Source organism: Microbacterium testaceum (assembly GCF_001476655.1).
GTDB classification, from domain to species: Bacteria; Actinomycetota; Actinomycetes; order Actinomycetales; family Microbacteriaceae; genus Microbacterium; species Microbacterium testaceum_C.
Map to the genome: position 1 here is coordinate 1 of NZ_LDRT01000052.1, position 16,420 is coordinate 16,420.

At 71.4% G+C, this 16,420-nt stretch carries 18 protein-coding genes and 1 pseudogene; 13 read left to right on the forward strand and 6 right to left on the reverse strand.

The features are described 5' to 3' along the window. The 7 genes from NS220_RS08775 to NS220_RS08805 form a co-directional block, all read left to right on the forward strand. Nucleotides 1-843 (forward strand): carbohydrate ABC transporter permease (locus NS220_RS08775; RefSeq protein ID WP_058623700.1); only part of this gene is annotated, 843 nt, incomplete at its 5' end. Next, complete coding sequence (locus NS220_RS08780) at nucleotides 840-1,721, forward strand: NAD-dependent epimerase/dehydratase family protein (RefSeq protein ID WP_058623701.1); 882 nt, start codon at nucleotides 840-842, stop codon at nucleotides 1,719-1,721. The genes NS220_RS08775 and NS220_RS08780, both read left to right, overlap by 4 nt. Next, a complete protein-coding gene (locus NS220_RS08785) occupies nucleotides 1,718-2,983 on the forward strand; it encodes an enolase C-terminal domain-like protein (protein WP_058623702.1) in 1,266 nt (421 codons plus the stop codon). The genes NS220_RS08780 and NS220_RS08785 overlap by 4 nt, the downstream gene beginning before the upstream one ends. A 32-nt stretch (nucleotides 2,984-3,015) precedes the next feature. Next, nucleotides 3,016-4,311: an apiosidase-like domain-containing protein gene (locus tag NS220_RS08790; RefSeq protein WP_058623703.1), complete on the forward strand. Its 1,296-nt coding sequence runs from the start codon at nucleotides 3,016-3,018 to the stop codon at nucleotides 4,309-4,311. Beyond that, the gene (locus NS220_RS08795; protein ID WP_058623704.1) at nucleotides 4,311-5,222 is read left to right on the forward strand and encodes a sugar kinase; all 912 of its coding nucleotides are present in this window, start codon (nucleotides 4,311-4,313) and stop codon (nucleotides 5,220-5,222) included. Before NS220_RS08790 ends, NS220_RS08795 begins: the two co-directional genes overlap by 1 nt. After that, nucleotides 5,219-6,046 carry a hypothetical protein gene (locus tag NS220_RS08800; RefSeq protein ID WP_058623705.1) on the forward strand — a complete coding sequence of 276 codons (828 nt, stop codon included), beginning with the start codon at nucleotides 5,219-5,221 and terminating at the stop codon, nucleotides 6,044-6,046. The genes NS220_RS08795 and NS220_RS08800 overlap by 4 nt, the downstream gene beginning before the upstream one ends. Before the next feature lie 12 nt (nucleotides 6,047-6,058). Beyond that, nucleotides 6,059-7,069 (forward strand): LacI family DNA-binding transcriptional regulator, encoded by a 1,011-nt coding sequence (locus tag NS220_RS08805; RefSeq protein WP_058623706.1) that lies wholly within the window; start codon nucleotides 6,059-6,061, stop codon nucleotides 7,067-7,069. 73 nt (nucleotides 7,070-7,142) lie between these two features. Here the strand turns inward: NS220_RS08805 and NS220_RS08810 are convergent, their stop codons facing one another. Next, nucleotides 7,143-7,547, reverse strand: a complete 405-nt coding sequence (locus NS220_RS08810; protein ID WP_275934674.1) for a hypothetical protein — start codon at nucleotides 7,545-7,547, stop codon at nucleotides 7,143-7,145. A gap of 2 nt (nucleotides 7,548-7,549) precedes the next feature. After that, on the reverse strand, nucleotides 7,550-8,224 hold the full coding sequence (locus NS220_RS20765; RefSeq protein WP_058623708.1) for a DUF433 domain-containing protein: 675 nt from the start codon (nucleotides 8,222-8,224) through the stop codon (nucleotides 7,550-7,552). A 160-nt stretch (nucleotides 8,225-8,384) separates the two neighbouring features. Here NS220_RS20765 and NS220_RS08820 point away from each other — a divergent pair, with 160 nt between their 5' ends. The 4 genes from NS220_RS08820 (at nucleotide 8,385) to NS220_RS08835 (ending at nucleotide 11,734) form a co-directional block, all read left to right on the forward strand. Further along, nucleotides 8,385-9,149, forward strand: coding sequence for a DUF2520 domain-containing protein (locus NS220_RS08820; protein ID WP_058623709.1), 765 nt, complete (start codon nucleotides 8,385-8,387; stop codon nucleotides 9,147-9,149). Nucleotides 9,150-9,151: 2 nt separating this feature from the next. Next, nucleotides 9,152-10,027 (forward strand): pantoate--beta-alanine ligase, encoded by an 876-nt coding sequence (panC, locus tag NS220_RS08825; protein WP_058623730.1) that lies wholly within the window; start codon nucleotides 9,152-9,154, stop codon nucleotides 10,025-10,027. Continuing rightward, on the forward strand, nucleotides 10,024-10,878 hold the full coding sequence (gene panB / locus NS220_RS08830; protein ID WP_058623710.1) for a 3-methyl-2-oxobutanoate hydroxymethyltransferase: 855 nt from the start codon (nucleotides 10,024-10,026) through the stop codon (nucleotides 10,876-10,878). The genes panC and panB overlap by 4 nt, the downstream gene beginning before the upstream one ends. A gap of 142 nt (nucleotides 10,879-11,020) precedes the next feature. After that, nucleotides 11,021-11,734 (forward strand): TetR/AcrR family transcriptional regulator, encoded by a 714-nt coding sequence (locus NS220_RS08835; protein ID WP_058623711.1) that lies wholly within the window; start codon nucleotides 11,021-11,023, stop codon nucleotides 11,732-11,734. Nucleotides 11,735-11,918: 184 nt separating this feature from the next. On the opposite strand, the pseudogene NS220_RS08840 reads toward NS220_RS08835, so the two are convergent. After that, nucleotides 11,919-12,131, reverse strand: a pseudogene (locus NS220_RS08840) (IS3 family transposase); the annotation flags it as partial. Here NS220_RS08840 and NS220_RS08845 point away from each other — a divergent pair. Next, complete coding sequence (locus NS220_RS08845) at nucleotides 12,131-12,469, forward strand: coenzyme F420-0:L-glutamate ligase (protein WP_081323072.1); 339 nt, start codon at nucleotides 12,131-12,133, stop codon at nucleotides 12,467-12,469. The pseudogene NS220_RS08840 and the gene NS220_RS08845 overlap by 1 nt on opposite strands. Here the strand turns inward: NS220_RS08845 and NS220_RS08850 are convergent. The 3 genes from NS220_RS08850 to NS220_RS08860 all read right to left on the reverse strand — a co-directional run bounded on the left by NS220_RS08850 (nucleotide 12,456) and on the right by NS220_RS08860 (nucleotide 15,902). Then, nucleotides 12,456-13,790 (reverse strand): cytochrome b/b6 domain-containing protein, encoded by a 1,335-nt coding sequence (locus NS220_RS08850; RefSeq protein ID WP_275934675.1) that lies wholly within the window; start codon nucleotides 13,788-13,790, stop codon nucleotides 12,456-12,458. The genes NS220_RS08845 and NS220_RS08850 overlap by 14 nt on opposite strands. 377 nt (nucleotides 13,791-14,167) lie before the next feature. Further along, nucleotides 14,168-15,112, reverse strand: coding sequence for an electron transfer flavoprotein subunit alpha/FixB family protein (locus NS220_RS08855; protein ID WP_058623714.1), 945 nt, complete (start codon nucleotides 15,110-15,112; stop codon nucleotides 14,168-14,170). 13 nt (nucleotides 15,113-15,125) lie between these two features. Further along, nucleotides 15,126-15,902 carry an electron transfer flavoprotein subunit beta/FixA family protein gene (locus tag NS220_RS08860; protein ID WP_058623715.1) on the reverse strand — a complete coding sequence of 259 codons (777 nt, stop codon included), beginning with the start codon at nucleotides 15,900-15,902 and terminating at the stop codon, nucleotides 15,126-15,128. On the opposite strand from NS220_RS08860, the gene NS220_RS20115 reads away from it, so the two are divergent. Continuing rightward, nucleotides 15,901-16,302 carry a hypothetical protein gene (locus NS220_RS20115; RefSeq protein ID WP_206543004.1) on the forward strand — a complete coding sequence of 134 codons (402 nt, stop codon included), beginning with the start codon at nucleotides 15,901-15,903 and terminating at the stop codon, nucleotides 16,300-16,302. The genes NS220_RS08860 and NS220_RS20115 overlap by 2 nt on opposite strands. Nucleotides 16,303-16,420: the final 118 nt, after the last annotated feature.

Genomic DNA, 16,420 nt, shown 5'->3' on the forward strand with positions numbered 1-16,420 from the left:
CGCCCCTCGGTGCGGATCAGCCTGACGATCGGACACGTCCTCGTGCTCGTGGCGCTGATCGTCGCCGGCCTCGGCCCGATCGTCTGGCTCGCCCTCGCGGCGATCTCGCCGACCCAGGACCTCATCCGCGGCCCGTTCTCATTCTTCTCCAGCGGCGTCGTGCAGTGGGAGAACCTCGGGATCGCGTGGGAACGCGGCCGGATCGGTCACTACCTCACCAACACCGCGATCCTCGCGGCCGGCTCGGTCGTGACCACGCTGCTCGTCTCGACCACCGCGGCCTTCGTCATCACGGTGCTGCGCCCGCGCTGGGGCAAGCTGCTCTCGGGGGCGATCCTCGCCACCCTCTTCATCCCCGGCATCGTCTCGCTCGTGCCGCTGTACCTCACGGTCCGGGAGCTGCCGATCCTCGGCTTCTCCCTCATCGACACGTGGTGGGCGGTCTGGCTGCCGGCGGGCGCGACGGCTTTCAACGTGCTGATCATCTCGCGCTTCCTCGAGGCCATCCCGGCCGACCTCTACGAGGCGGCGCGTATCGACGGCGCGGGGCCGCTCCGCATCCTGTGGAGCATCGTCCTGCCCCTGGCGCGACCGATCCTGGGCGTGGTCGGGCTGCTGACCGTGGTGGCGTCCTGGAAGGACTATCTCTGGCCCCTGCTCGTTCTTCCGACCCCCGACAACCAGCCGGTCTCGGTGGCGCTGCCGCGTCTGGCCGAGCAGACCGAGCTCAGCGTGCAGATGGCCGCCCTGTTCCTCTCCCTCATCATCCCGGTGGCGCTGTTCCTCATCTTCCAGCGCCAGTTCCTGCGGGGCGCGAGCATGGCGGGCGGGGTGAAGGGATGAGCCGCGTCCTCGTCACGGGTGCCGACGGAGAGATCGGTCGCGCGGTCAGCGAGAGCCTCGTCGCCGCGGGGCACGCCGTCACCGCCCTGTCCCTGTCGTTCTCGTCGCACCACCCGGCCGACCGCCTCATCGAGGGGGACGCCACCGTCCCCGAGGTGGTCGATCGCGCGATGGACGACGTCGACGCCGTCGCCCACTTCGCCGCGATCCCGCATCCCAGCCTCGGCACGCCCATCGACGTGTTCCGCGTCAACACCGCCGCCACGTTCACGGTTCTCACCCGCGCGGGCGAGCGGGGGATACGTCGGGCCGTGATCGCCAGCAGCATCAATGCGATCGGGTACCCGAACAACCCCCACCGCGCGTTGCCCCCGGCGTTCCCTCTGGACGTGCTCACCCCGCCCGACATCGCCGACGCCTACTCTCTCTCCAAGCTCGTCGACGAGCGCACCGCGGCCTACGTCCATCGCCGGTACGGTCTCGATGTCGTCGCCCTGCGCTTTCCCCTGGTGAAGTGGCCGGACGTGCTGCGCGATGCGGCACACGACGCCGAGAACGACCCGGCGCGGCTGGCCCGCGAGGGGTGGGCGTACCTCACGATGCACGATGCCACCCGCGCGGTGGCGCGCGCGCTCGATGCCGAGGTCGTCGGCGCGCCCGTGATCCCCCTCAGCGCCGCCGACACCCTGCTGCCCGTCGACTCAGCGGAGCTCGTCGCGCGATACGCCCCGGGCACCGTGCTCTCGCGTCCGATCACCGGTCGCGACGCCCTCGTCGACACGAGCGCGGCCCGCGACCTGCTCGGTTTCGAGCCGAGCGAGTCCATCCACGACGGCACCGCCACCGAACGAGCGTCCCTGATCAGGAGCGAACGATGACCCTCTCCGAGACCGACACCGCCTTCGCGCAGCCGTGGCTGCCGCGCGAGGACGTCCGCATCACCGACATCCGCGCGATCGTGACCGCCCCGGAGGGGATTCCTCTCGTGGTGGTCCGCGTCGACACCGACCAGCCGGGCCTGTACGGCTACGGGTGCGCGACCTTCACGCAGCGCTGGAAGGCCGTCGTCGCCTTCCTCGAGCACGTGCGGCCGCTCGTGGTCGGCCGGTACCCGGGCGACATCGACGACCTCACGCGCCTCGTGCGCTTCACCGGGTACTGGCGCGAGGGGCCGGTCGGCAACAACGCGCTCTCCGGCCTCGACATGGCCCTCTGGGACATCGCCGGCAAGAGGGCCGGGATGCCGGTGTACGAGATGTTCGGCGGACGGGTCCGCGCCGCCGCGGACACGTATCTGCACGCCGAGGGCGCCGACGCGGAGGCGACCACCGCGCACGCGCGCGAGCTCATCGCCGCCGGGCAGCGTCACGTGCGGATCCAGGTCGGACAACAAGGCGCGGGCCACTATGGCGCCCCGCCCCTTCCGGGCACGTTCGCGTGGGGGAAGCACCCCGCCGGATGGCGCGTCGAGGACTACCTGGTCGCCACGCCCCGCCTGTTCGCGCACGTCCGCGAGGAGCTCGGCGACGGCGTCGAGCTGCTGCACGACGTGCACTCGCGCTTGAGCCCGAGCCAGGCCGTCACCCTGACGCGGAGTCTCGAGCCCTACCGCCCCTTCTTCGTCGAGGACGTCCTCGCCCCCGAGCACTGGCACCGCCTCGGCGAAGTCCGCCGGGCCTCCCCCGTCCCGATCGCCGTCGGCGAGCTGGCCACCTCGTTCACCGATGCCGCGCGGCTGGTCCGGGAGCACCAGGTCGACTACCTGCGCGCGCATCTCTCCGACGTCGGCGGGGTGAGCGCCGCGCGGCGCCTCGCCGTGCTGGCCGACATCGAGGGTGTGCGCACCGCCTGGCACTCCCCCGGCGACGCCTCGCCCTTCGCGGTGGCGGCCGCGGTGGCGCTCGACGTCACCTCGCCGGCGTTCGGCATCCAGGAAGGGCACGTCTACAACGAGCAGACGCACGAGGTCTTCCCCGGGATGATCGACATCGTCGACGGCTGGCTGACCCCGAACGACGCCCCCGGGTGGGGCATCGAGGTCGACGAGAAGGCCGCCGCCCGCTTCCCCGCGGGGCTCTCCGGCCACGACGCGTGGGCCGCGAAAGTACGCGCGCCCGACGGAGCGCTGATCGCCCCGTGACAGTCCCCGTCCCTCTCGAGGAGAGAACCCGCATGTCCTGGACCCTCGCGCCGTCGCGGCGCTGGCTGCTGCGCGACGGGCAGCCGACGTTCCTGCTCGCCGACACCGTGTGGGCCGCGTTCGGGGGCGCGAGCCCCGACGAGTGGCTCGATCACCTCGAGCGCCGCCGTCGTCAGGGTTTCAACGCCCTGCTGTTCAGCATCCTGCCCATCGAGCACGACCGCTCGACCGGCACCCGCTCGCCGTACGCGATCCGCGACGGCCGCATCGACTTCGCCGCCGGCGACCCCGCGTACTGGGACGATGCCGAGCGCGTGCTGACCGCCGCCCGCGCGCACGGCTTCACCCCGATGCTCGTGCTGCTGTGGAACAACTTCGTGCCCGGGACGTGGGGGGCGGGCCTCACCCCGGATCACGTGATGGATGCCGCGCAGACGACGTCGTACGTGGCCGAGGCCGTCGCCCGCTTCGCGCGATTCGACCCGATCTGGATCGTCTCGGGCGACGACGACCTCAACGACGACACGGCCCTCGCACGCTACAGCGCCGTCGCCGCACAGGTGCGCGAACTCGCCCCGGGCCAGCTCCTCACCTGGCACGACACCCCGACCGCGCGCATGCCCGCCGCGATCGCCGACGGCGAGCTGATCGACTTCCACGGGCTGCAGTCCGGACACAACGAGGCGTGGGACACCCTCCCCGCCGAGCTGACGCGGTACTACCGCGCGATGGACGTCGCACGTCCCATCGTCAACCTCGAGCCCTGCTACGAGGGGCTCGGCCGCTTCGCCGGCCGGGAGCGGCACTCGGCGGCCGACGTGCGGCGCGCGAGTTGGACCGGCGTCGTCGCGGGAGCCGCCGCCGGCCTCGGCTACGGCGCGCACGGCGTGTGGTCGTGGCACCGCCGCGGGGAGGGTTTCGCCGCGGGCGACGTGCACGGCCACCCCTTTCCCTTCTCGGTCGCCGCGGCCTTCCCCGGAGCCGACGACGTGTCGTTCCTGCGCCGCGTCGTCGAGGACGAGGGGCTGTGGGGCCTGGACGGGGATGCCGACCTCCTCCACGCCGAACCCTCGGGGGCGATCGCGGGCCGAACGCCCGAGGGCGTGGTCGCCGTCTACGCCCCCTCGGCCTTCGCGCTGACGCTGCGGGGTCGCGCGACGCCCGACCTCGATGTCCGCGTGTACGACCTCGCGGCGCGTCGACGGGACGCCGCTCGCTGGACCTCGACGGCCGACGGCGTGCGGCTGGAGCAGCCCGAGTTCCCCGGGGACGCCCTGTACGTCGTACGGGGTCTCGCGCCGGACGCGGACTCCCCGGACGCGGGCTGATGGGCCACGTCTTCACCTTCGGGGAGGCCCTCGCGACGTTTTTCGTCGACGACGGCCGCCCCTCCGACATCGCGGTGGCGGGGGCCGAGCTGAACACCGCCGTCGGAGTCGCCCGGCTCGGCCACCGGGCGACGTGGATGTCACGCCTCGGCGACGACGCCATCGCCTCCCTCGTGCGTCGGACCCTGGCATCCGAGGGCATCTCCTCCGCCGCGATCCGCGAGGTGCCGGGCGGCAAGACGGGGCTGATCGTGAAGCACCGTCTGAGCGACGATCTGGTGCGCAGCGAGCACTACCGCGCGGGTTCCGCCGCCGCCGGGCTCACCGCGGCCGACTTCGACGGCGTCCGGCTCGACGACGTCGACTGGCTGCACGCGTCCTGCATCACGCCCTCCCTGGGCGAGGGACCGCGCGAGCTCTTCGAACGAGCTCTCCGCGGGGCCGCGGACCGTGGCATCCCGGTCTCGCTCGACACCAATCACCGCCCCCAGCTGATCGACGATGCGGGGCTTCGCGACGCCGTCGACGACGTCATCGAACACGTCGACGCGCTGCTGTGCAACGAGGAGGAGGCACGCGTGCTCACGGGCCTCGACGACCCCGAGAGCGCTCTCGAGGCGCTGCTCGCGCGCGGTCCACGCACCGTGGTCGTGAAGCTCGGACGCCGCGGCGCATTGGCGGCCGATGACACCGGCGTCCACCGCACCGAGGCCATCGAGATCCCGCCGCCCCATCACCCCGTCGGCGCGGGCGACGCCTTCGCCGCCGGGTGGATCACGGCGGTCCTCGAGGGGCTGCCGATCGACGGCGCCCTCCGTCGCGGAGCGTGGTGTGCCGCGCGTGTGGTCGCGGATCCCGGCGACCACACGGGCTTCCCGACGCGCGAACGACTCGACGAGGTCGCGGCATGAGCGCTGATCGCGTCGTCATCGCCAGCGGCATCCTGCGCGCCGAGATCGACCCCGAGGGTGCGCGCATCGCCTCGCTCACGCACCTGCCGACGGGGCGTCAGATCCTCACCACCACCCCCTGGGCCGACGAGCCGCGCGATTCGTTCGCTCTGCCCGACTCCAGCGGCCAGTGGCACCGGCGCTACCCGGGCGGCTGGCACGTCCTGCTCCCCCGCGCCGGCGACCCGCCCGCGGAGGTCGAGCCGCCGCAGCCGTTCCACGGTGAGGCCGCCTGGCGCACCTGGACACTCGCCGGCGATCGGTCGTCGTGCCGCGCGCGCGTGACCCTGCGCACGGTTCCCCTCGAGATCGACCGGACGGCCGCGCTGATCGACGACGAGCTCCGCCTCGACACCACCGTGCGCAACGCGTCCGCGACACCCGTGCGCATCGGCTGGGCCGAGCACCCGGCGTTCGCCGGCGACCTGTTCGACGGCCCGAGCACGGTAGGCACCGGCGAGCGCGAGATCCCCGTGGCCGCGGCGCCCTCCGCCGGTTTCGACGACGTCTCCGGTGCCGCGGGTTCCCTCCGGATCAGCGGGGAGCTACGACTGGATCTCACCTGGGACCCGCACCTGTTCCCCCGCCTCTTCGTCTGGCGTGAGCGGCGCGGATCGACCGGTTTCCCGTGGTGGGGAGCGGTGGATGCCGTCGGCCTCGAGCCTTCGTCCGACCCCTACGCCCATCCTCTAGACGCACTCGGCTCGATCGAGATCGCACCCGGCGAAACGGTGCGCTCGCGCGTGGTCCTGCGGGTCCGTGGCATCGACGCTCCGACCCCCTAAACTCGATCCGCAATGGCGAAAGACGCGATCTCTCTCCGCGACGTGGCGGCGCTGGCTGGAGTTTCCGTCCCCACGGCGTCGAAAGTGCTGCGCGGGCAGGGCAAGGTCTCGGATGCCACACGCGAGCGCATCCTGTCCGTCGCCAAGCGCCTCGACTACCAGCCGAACGCCCTGGGCCAGTTCCTCGCCCAGGGACGCAGCGCCACCGTCGGGGTGCTCACGGTCAACGCGCCGGGCGCTTTCACGATGCCGGTGCTCACCGGGGCGACCACCGCCCTCGGCGCTCGCGACCTCTCGGTGCTCGTTTCGGATGCGCACCTCGACCGCGCCCTGTTCGCCGCGACCGCGCGCAAGTTCCGCGCTCGCAACATCGACGGCCTCCTCGTCATCGGCGACGGATCCAGCTCCGACATCCACTCCGTCAGTGCCGGGTTCACGGTGCCGGTGGTCTACGCGTACGGTCATTCCGACGACGCCGAGGACGCGTCCTTCCTCCACGACGGTTACGGCGCGGGGCGCCTCGTTGGCGAACATCTCGTCTCCATCGGGAGCCGCCGCATCGCCCACGTCACGGCCTCCGACGAGGACCGTTCCGCGCGCGACCGCTTCGCCGGGCTGGCCGACGCCCTCTCCGACGCCGGTCTCGTGCTGGATCCGGAACTCGTCCACCGCGGCGACTGGTCGCAGGCCTGGGGCCGCGAGGCCGCCCAGCGTCTCGTCGCCTCGGGTCGGGAGTTCGACGCCGTGTGCTGCGGCAACGACACGATGGCCACGGCCGTCGCCGGGGTCCTCGCCGAGGCCGGCATCCGCGTCCCCACCGACGTCGCGATCACCGGCATGGACAATCTCGCCGGCCTCACCGGCCAGGATGACAACAGTCTCACCACGATCGATCTGCGCCTGAGCGCCCTCGGCGATCGCGCGGCCAACTATCTCGCCGACGTGATCGGCGGCACCGAGTACGCACCCGGGCGGCACGTCGAGCCGGCACTGCTGGTCGCCGGCCTGTCGACGGCGCGCTGATCCGGCCGCCCGCGTCCGACAGATCTGCTCAGCATCCCCTGGATCGGCATGTCATCGCAGGTGCGAGATATCTTCACGGCGCATAAAGCTTCCTCCGCCGCAGGCCACCGCGCCCCAGGGAGAAGACGAAGGGCGCCTGAACATCCGCCAGGCGGTGAACCGCGGCCTCGTGCTGCAGGCACAGGTCGCCCATCTCTTGCGCGGTGATGTCGCCGTGGACGAAGGCTATGACGCGGGCATCGTTCATGTAGATCGCCTGCGCTTCGAGGGGGCGTACAGCGACACGGTGGTCCTTGGCGAGCAGGATGTATCCGGAGCGTGTACCCGCCGCGATCCATTCTTCGTCACGCATCGCTTGCGCCACCGCGTCTCCGTACTCCTCGGCGAGCGTGCGCGCATCCCATCCCGCCTCACGCAGGCGCGAAACCAGCGGACGACCTCCCACGGAACGATCGAGGAGAAACCGCGCCCGTCGCACGATCAGGCTGCCTGCACCAACAACGAGGTCAGTTCACCCTCATCCAGACCGAAGTCGTCGGCGACGTCCGTCATGGGGTCGCCGGCGCGTAGTCGGCTGAGGACGTCGTCCACTCGAACCCCGAGACGCGCGATCGTCGGTTGGCCCGAGTTTCGTAACGGGTCGACGATGACATCGGCTCGTTCGTATGTCGGAAGACGGAGGAACTCGATGAAACCATCGCGATAGCTGATCGTGCGCAGATACTGGTCGACCACATCACGGAAAACGCCCTGATGGTTACGGACCTCGACGAGGTCGCGATCTCCGTTCTCAATCAAGATCTCCGCGCCGTCGGTCTTCAACTTCTCGCTGAGAAGAGCGTTCTCGAGCCCTAGCTCCGTCCGAAGGATCTCGACCGCGGGACGGATGCGCGCCATCGGTAGCCCTGCGCGGCGAAACGACTCGACGATGTACCCCTCTGCGAGCGCGTTGAACGACACCGTGTACCCTCGGCCGCTTCGTACTCCGGTGAGGATGGGATTACTCCACCCCTCATCCCGGCTGTTCCGCTGGCGGAATGCATGCCCATGCGCCCAGCGCCCGAACGACGAGGCGGGTGCTCGGATGATGTGGGCGGCCTCGGAGAGGGTGTAGATCGGCGTCGTGTACGCCCGATCCGAGATCGACGTTTGCATACAAACAGGGTAGATGGAGGAGGCGCTGTCTGCATCGCTGATTCACCCACTGCGTGGCAGCTGCCGAGCGGTAGCCGACCTCTCCACCTCACCGGCCATCCTGGTAAGCGAGTACGGTTGACAGCGGCGAAGCCGCCTCCGCGGCTGTCACCCCACGCACATGACACCGCAGCCCCTCCCCTCCGCCCTCACGCTCTCCGGGCCCCTCCTCGTCGTCGGCGACGGCCGGATGGGTCGTGCGCTGGTCGCCGCCCTCGAGGAGGCGGGGGTCCCCGTCGCGGGCCCTGCGGGGCGGGGCGAGTCCGGCGCGGACGCGGGGATCGTCCTCCTCGCCGTCCCGGATGCCGAGATCGCGTCGGCCGCGCGCGCGATCGCGCCCGGTCGGATCGTCGGCCACCTCTCCGGCTCGCTCGACCTGTCGGTCCTCCACCCGCACGAGGCGTTCAGCATCCATCCCCTGATGACGGTCACCGGCGCGGGGACATCGTTCGCGGGCGTCACGGCCGCCCTCTCGGCGACCTCGCCGGGGGCCTCCGCGATCGCCTCGGCCCTCGCGGACGTCCTGGGCATGACGGGCGTCGACGTCCACGACGACGACCGCGCGGCGTATCACGCGGCCGCCTCGATCGCGGCGAACTTCCTCGTGACTCTCGAGGGGATGGCGGAGCAGCTCGCCGCGACCGCGGGGGTCGAGAGGGAGGCTCTCGTCCCGCTCGTCCGCGCCGCCGTCGACAACTGGGCCGAACGGGGAGCGGCCGCCGCCCTCACCGGGCCGGTCTCCCGTGGGGACGCGGCCACGATCGCGCGCCAGCGCGACGCGGTGTCCGAACGCCTGCCCGACCGCCTGGCCCTCTTCGACGCCCTCGTCGACGCCACCCGTGACCTCGCCGCCACCCAACGAGCCGGAATCGAGACCGCCCCGTGAGCATCCGCATCGTCCGCACCGTCGCCGAGCTGCGCGCGGCCCTCGCCCCCGTCCGCGGTGACACCATCGGTTTCGTCCCGACGATGGGTGCCCTGCACGAGGGCCACCAGTCGCTCCTTCGTGCCGCCCGGTCCGAGAACGCCACCGTGGTCCTGTCGATCTTCGTGAACCCGACGCAGTTCGGCGAGGCCGCCGACCTCGCCGCCTACCCGCGCACCGAAGAAGCCGACGTCGCGCTGGCCGCCGAAGCGGGCACCGACCTCGTGTTCGCCCCCTCGCCCGCCGAGATGTACCCCGCGGGTTTCGCGACGACCGTCTCCGTCGGTGGAGCGATCACCGGAACGCTCGAGGGTGCCCTCCGCGGCCGCTCCCATTTCGACGGGGTCGCCACGGTCGTCGCGAAGCTGCTCCTCGCGGTCCAGCCCGACCGCGCGTATTTCGGCGCGAAGGATGCGCAACAGGTCGTCGTGGTGCGTCGCATGGTGAGCGATCTCGGCATCCCCGTCGACATCGTGACCCGCCCGACCTCGCGCGACGACGACGGGCTCGCGCGCTCCAGCCGCAACACCCGCCTGTCGGCCGAAGAGCGCGAGGTCGCGGCCGTCATCCCGCGGGCGCTCCGAGCGGCACAGGATGCCTTCGCCTCCGGCATCCGCGATCCCCACCGCCTCACGACCCTCGTGCGCGACGAACTGGGCGGGGCGGGACTCGAACCCGAGTACGTCGAGACGGTCGACGCGGACGGTCTCGAGCCGATCGCGACGGCCGAGACCCCGACGTTGCTCGCACTCGCCGTCCGGGTGGGAGAGGTGCGGCTCATCGACAACGTGGTCCTCGGCGTGGACGATCCCCTCCCGACGACGGGGAGCCTGTCGTGACCCGCCCCCGGGTGACGCTCCGCCGCCTCCGCGAGCTCGCCGAAGCAGGAACTCCGATCGTGATGGTGACGGCGTACGACTTCGCGTCGGGCCGGGTGGCCGAACGCGCCGGCGTCGACATCGTTCTCGTCGGCGACTCCGGGGCACAGGTGGTGCTCGGGCATTCCGACACCACGTCGGTGACGCTCGACGAGATGCTCATGCTGTCGAAGGCCGTGCGCCGAGCGGTGCAGACGCCGCTCGTGCTGTGCGATCTGCCGTTCGGCTCCACCGAGCTGAGCGACGAGCAGGCGGTCGCGACGTCCGTCCGTTTCGTCCACGAGGCCGGCGCCGACGCGGTCAAGATCGAGGGCGCGAATCCGGCCCGGCTGTCACGGCTGCGGGCGATCGTCGAGGCCGGCATCCCGGTCGTCGGGCACGTGGGCCTGACCCCGCAGACCGCGACCGCGCTCGGCGGCCTCCGCGCGCAGGGGCGTACCCGCGATGAGGCGGTCCGGGTCGCGCGCGACGCACTCGCCGTCCAGGATGCCGGAGCCTTCGCGCTCGTGATCGAGGCGGTCCCCGCCGATGTGGTCGCCGAGATCCGCCGCGCACTGCGCATCCCGATCATCGGCATCGGCGCGGGCGACGCCGACGGACAGGTGCTCGTCCAGCACGACCTGCTCGGCATCACCGAGGGGCGTACCCCCGTCTTCGTCAAGCGCTACGCCGCACTCGGCGACGCGATGGTGGAGGGTGTCGAGGCGTACGCGCGCGAGGTGCGCGAGGGCGTCTTCCCGGCAGCGGAGCACACGTACCCCGCCTCCGCCGAGGCGGCCGCAGCGGTGCGCGAATTCGTCGACGGACTCTGACGGCCCGTCGCTCACCGCACGGGTCGTCGTCCTCGCTTATCCCACTTCCCCTCTCGTCGGAAACCGGCGGTCGGCGCAGGAGTCCCCGGGCTGTCGCCGATGGCACCGACTCTATATCGCCGATATACATTAATATATCCAAGTGACAGACGACGTGCGAAGCGACACACGATCCCGTCTCCTGGCCGCGGCCGCCGACATGATCGCCTCCTCGCCGGGCGAGGAGATCTCGCTCCGGGCGATCTGCGCCGCCGTCGGCGTGAAGATGCCGACGCTTTACCACTTCTTCGGCAACAAGCAGGGTCTCCTAGATGCTGTCGTCGAACGGGGATTCGACCTCTACCTCGCCGAGAAATCGTCGATGGAGAGCACCGGAGACCCCATCCAAGACCTTCGCGCCGGCTGGGACGCCCATGTCGCGTTCGGCCTCGCGAACCCCGGGTTCTACACACTCATGTACGGCAGCGTGCGCCCCGGGCACTCGCCCGCCCCGCAAGCGCGCCCGAGTCGGATCCTGCGCCGGCTCACCACTCTCGCCGCAGAGCAGGGCCGCCTCGCCGTCGACCCGCACCAAGCCGCCGCCCACGTCCTCGTGACGAACATCGGCGTCACTCTCCGGCAGATCGTGCTCGCCCAAGAGGATCGCGCTCTTTCCGTCGCCGTGCGTGAGGGGGTCATCGCCGCGATCACGGGGACCACGGCGACGATCTCGTCACCGCACCCGCACATCGCCCCCGTGCTCGAGTACGCCAACGCTCACCCCGAGATCCTGGGGAGCGCCGAAACGCTCCTGCTCACCACGTGGCTCCGACGACTCGCGACAGATCAGCCGCCCTCGGCGACGCCCATCCCCTGACCGGCCGCGCGACTCGCCGGACCGCGAGGCGCCCGCGCCCTCATGACGAAGGCACCACCTTCCGCGTGATTCCGCGGGAGTCGGGGCGCTGCTGCAATGAGCTCGCGCAGTCGCGCGGGATCGCGATGCGCTCCGACACGACCGCCGCAAGGGGACTGCTGCGCGGATAGCTGGCAGGTTGTCGTCACGCCGCCGGTGCGACGGCCGTGTTCATGATGGTCTCGAACTCGATGGGCGCCAAACGTCCCAAACGGGCCTGACGCCGACGCCGGTGGTAGGTCCGCGCGATCCAGGTCACCATCGCGACGCGCAGCTGCTCGCGGGTGGTCCAGGCGCGGCGGTTGAGAACGTTCTTCTGGAGCAGGGCGAAGGAACTCTCCATCGCCGCGTTGTCCCCTGAGCCGCGCGTGGCATCAGGGACAGGCGGACGCAGCGATCGGCACCGCGGGCGTGCACGTCTTCGAGGACCTGCGCGGCAGGACCGATGCCGAGGGTCGCCCGCTCCAGGTGACCATGCCCTGCGTCGCCGACGAGCTGGCCGCCCCGACCGACCTGGTCGAGGGGAAGGCCGCCCGCCTGCCGGTCGCCGCGGTGCGAGGCCGAGCCGATCTCGTGGGATCCCTCGATCTGCCGGACACGCGCTCGATCGTGCGGCCCGCCGAGCGGGACATGTTCCGACTCGGCGTTGACGAAGCGTGGGCGCAGGGGTACTGGGCCGGAGTCAACGACCGCTGACGTTGCCGAACAGCCGGGCGATCGGCGCGAGCACCAACGGACGGGCGGCCACCCAGGCGACGGCGATCACCACGAGCGATGCCACGAAGAGCCAGAAGCCCGTCCAGTTGTCGGCGTACGCGTTCGGGTCGACGCTGCCCTGCGCCGCGTACATGTGGTTGAGGTTGCGCAACGCCCCGGTGGCGAACACCAGGAAGACGTGGATCGCGATGAAGACCACGAAGTACAGCATCACCGGGAAGTGCACCTTGCGCGCCCACTCGACCGGGTAGGCCCTGTTGAGCGCGGTCGCGTTCTTCGGCCAGATGCCGCTCATACGCACGCCGGTGACGATCGCCAGCGGCGCGGCGATGAACACGGTCGTGAAGTAGGCCAGCTGCTGCAGAGCGTTGTAGTTGACCCAGCCGTTCTCGGTGGGCCAGTCCAGTGAGACGTACTGCAGTGCGGCGCTCAGCGCGTTGGGGAACACCTCCCACGAGGTGGGGACGATCCGCATCCACTGTCCGGTCGCGAACAGCAGCACGACGAAGATCACGCCGTTGGCGACCCACAGGATGTCGAGCGACTGGTGGAGCCACAGCGCGATGCTGATCTTGCGCATCTTGTTTCCACGCGGCGACCAGAACATGCTGGGCCGCTTCTGATGGCGCACCTGCAGACCGGTCCGGATGATCAGAAGCATGAAGAAGGTGTTGAGGAAGTGCTGCCATCCGAGCCACGCGGGCAGCCCCACGGGCGCCTCGGCAGGGAGGTGGTATTCGCCCGGATAGGCCGAGAGGAAGTCGTGAAGCGCGGGGAGCGAGAGGACCCATCGCACGAGCAACACCAGCAGCGCTGCCGCGAACAGCAGCGCGAGCCCGCCGACAAGCGCGGCACCCGCCCACTGGGCACGCGTGAACGGGCCGTAGCGGGGCGGTTCGGGCTTCGGCTCGGGACGGGTGCGCGCGGCGACGCCGGGAAAGGCCGTCTGACGGAACGGGAGCGGTGCGCGCGGTCCGGGTGCGGACACGACGGGCGCGAGAGGCGCGGCGGACGCGGACACGACACGCGCGGCGGCCGCGGGAGGCGCGTCGGTCACGGCATCCGCGGCGCCCGCGGCATCCGCCGGAGCCGGCCGGCCCTCGGTCGTCGGACCGGCGGCGGGGGTCGCGGGGGCGAATCCCTCGGGCGGCCACGGCTCGCCACCGGCTGTGCGCGGGAGGCCGCGCCGCAGCTTGTGCGAACCGACCGCCGCCGGAGCGGCACCGGCCGCTGCGGGCGTCGCCTCGCTGCGCGGGGCCTCCGGACCGGACGCGACCTCGGCGATCGGCGAGGCCGCCAAGGGTGCGGCAGGACTCGGGTGTGCGGCGGGCGCGGGCGTCGTGGAGAGGACGGATGCCGCGGGCCAGGGCTCGCCGCCGGGAACCCGGGGCAGACCCCGTCGAACACGCTGCGCGACGGCCGGGCGCGGAACCTCGCGAGGCTCCGCGGGCCGCGATGCGACAGAGGCACCAGGGACAGCAGCGGCGGCAGGCGCTGGAGGGGCGGCAGGCGCGGCAGCGGTCGAGGACTCGGTCGCGGCCGCCTCGGCCACGCCCTCGGCAGCCGGGTCTGTCGGCGCGATCGCGACGGGGGCCTCTGCGGCCGCGGGCCAGGGCTCGCCGCCGGGCCGCCGGGGAAGGCCCCGGCGCACGGAACGTCCGAACGTCGCCACCGCGCCTACGCCTTCTTCGCCTCGAGAGCGGCGATCAGCTGCGGCACCACCGTGAAGAGGTCACCGACCACGCCGAAGTCGGCGATCTCGAAGATGGGGGCGTCGGCATCCTTGTTGATCGCGACGATCGTCTTGGCCGTCTGCATGCCGGCCTTGTGCTGGATCGCGCCCGAGATGCCCAGGGCGACGTACAGCTGCGGCGACACGGAGACGCCGGTCTGACCGACCTGGTACGACTGCGGCACGTATCCGGCGTCGACGGCGGCCCGCGACGCGCCGACCGCCGCTCCGAGCGCATCGGCGAGCTGATCCACGAGGGCGAACTTCTCCGCCGAGCCGAGGCCTCGTCCGCCCGAGACGACCTTCGCCGCACCGCGCAGCTCCGGCCGCGTCGAGGTGACCGGAGCCTCCTGCACCTGACCGAAGGTCGCACTCTTGCGCCCGGAGGGCTTGATCGTGAGGGTCTCGACGGCGGGTGACGCGACCTCCGCGGCCCGGGCGTCCACGGCGCCCTGGCGGACCGTGATCACGGGCGCCCCGAACGTCGCGGCGGCGTCGACGTTGTAGGCGCCTCCGAAAACCGAGTGGTGAGCGACCACGCCCTCGTCGTCGCGCGAGACACCGACGGCGTCGACGCACAGCGCGGAGCGCGTGCGAGCCGCATAGCGGCCGGCCGTCTCGCGCCCCTCGACGGAGTGCGGGACGAGGACGGCGTCGGGCTGCACGGCCGCCACCGCAGCCTGGAGGGCATCGACGCGGTCACCGGCCGCGACCACCACGTGGGTGGCGCCGAGTGCGGCAGCCTCCGCGGCGAGTTCCTCGCTCTCCACGAGCGCGATCGGCGCGCCGATCGCGGCCGCGGCGCCCAGCAGTCCGGGGGCGGACTTGGCCAACCCTCCGGAAGGGATCGAGTCGAGGGCGACGAGGATCGCGTCGTCGGGGTATGTCATCTCCGCACCTCCGTCAGGCGAGCCGGTTCTGGACGAGGAACGCGGCGAGCTGCTCGCCCGCATCCCCCTCGTCGACGATCTTGACGCCGGCCGAGCGCGGCGGCTTCTCGCTCACGGCGATCATGATCGACCGCGAGGCATCCGGGGCATCCGGGTCGACACCGAGGTCGGCGAGAGAGACCGTCTCGAAGGGCTTCTTCTTGGCGGCCATGATGCCCTTGAAGTTGGGGAACCGCGCGTCGGGCAGAGCCTCGGTGATCGAGATCACCGCGGGGAGCGAGGCGGTCACCTCGACGGTGCCGGCATCGGTGGCCCGCGTTCCCGAGACGGCGGTCTCGTCGATCGACACCGCCGTCAGGTTCAGCGCGGCGGGCACGTCGAGGAGCTCGGCGACCATCGCCGCCATCACCCCTCCGACGCCGTCGGTGGAGAGGTTGCCGGCGACCACCAGGTCGAAACCGGTACGCCGCACCGCGGCGGCGAGCACTTCGGCGGTGAGGCCCAGGTCGGCGCCGAGCAGCGCGTCATCGACCACCTGCAGCGCGGATCCCGCCCCCATCGCGAGACCCTTCCGCACGGTCGCCGCGGCGGACTCCGGAGCCATGGAGACCACGACCACCTCGGTGTCGGCGTGCTGGTCAGCGTAGGACAGGGCCACCTCGAGCGATCGCTCGCCGATCTCGTCGAGCACCGACTCGCTGGACGCGCGGTCGACGATTCCCGTCTCGAGGTGGAGTCTGCGCTCTCCCCACGTGTCTGGGACCTCTTTGACCAGGACGACGATCTTCATGACGGACTCCTCACGTCTCAGCGAGTCTACGGGGGGCACGGATGCGGCGACGTGCGTCAAGGGGGCGACGCCCGCACCGTCCGCCGCCTATCGACGAGAGATGGATCCCGAAGAGAAGATGCGGTACGCCGCGGGTGAGACCGAGCAGGGCCCGCCCCCACCCCGGACCGCGAACGGCGCGGCGGGCACCGGCATCCCGGGCCCGGAGGCACGCGAGCTCGATGGCCGGTACGAGGATCCCGGGCGTCATCCGGCGGCCTCCTCCGGGCGCTCCGCGGCGGACAGCGCCGCCGACCTCGCTGAGCACCGCGCCGGGCGGCAGCATCCCGTTCTGGATGCCGTCGAGCAGATGACGGTCGGCGCGATCGCTGGCTCTCATCGCGTCTCCCTTCATCGGTGAATGAAGTCAGTGTATACACAAGAGCGCATGTCGGCCATGCGTGGGCCACTTCTAACCGCCAACGTATACAGAGCGCAGCAACTCTCACCTGATGACCATTGAACCGGCACCATACCTT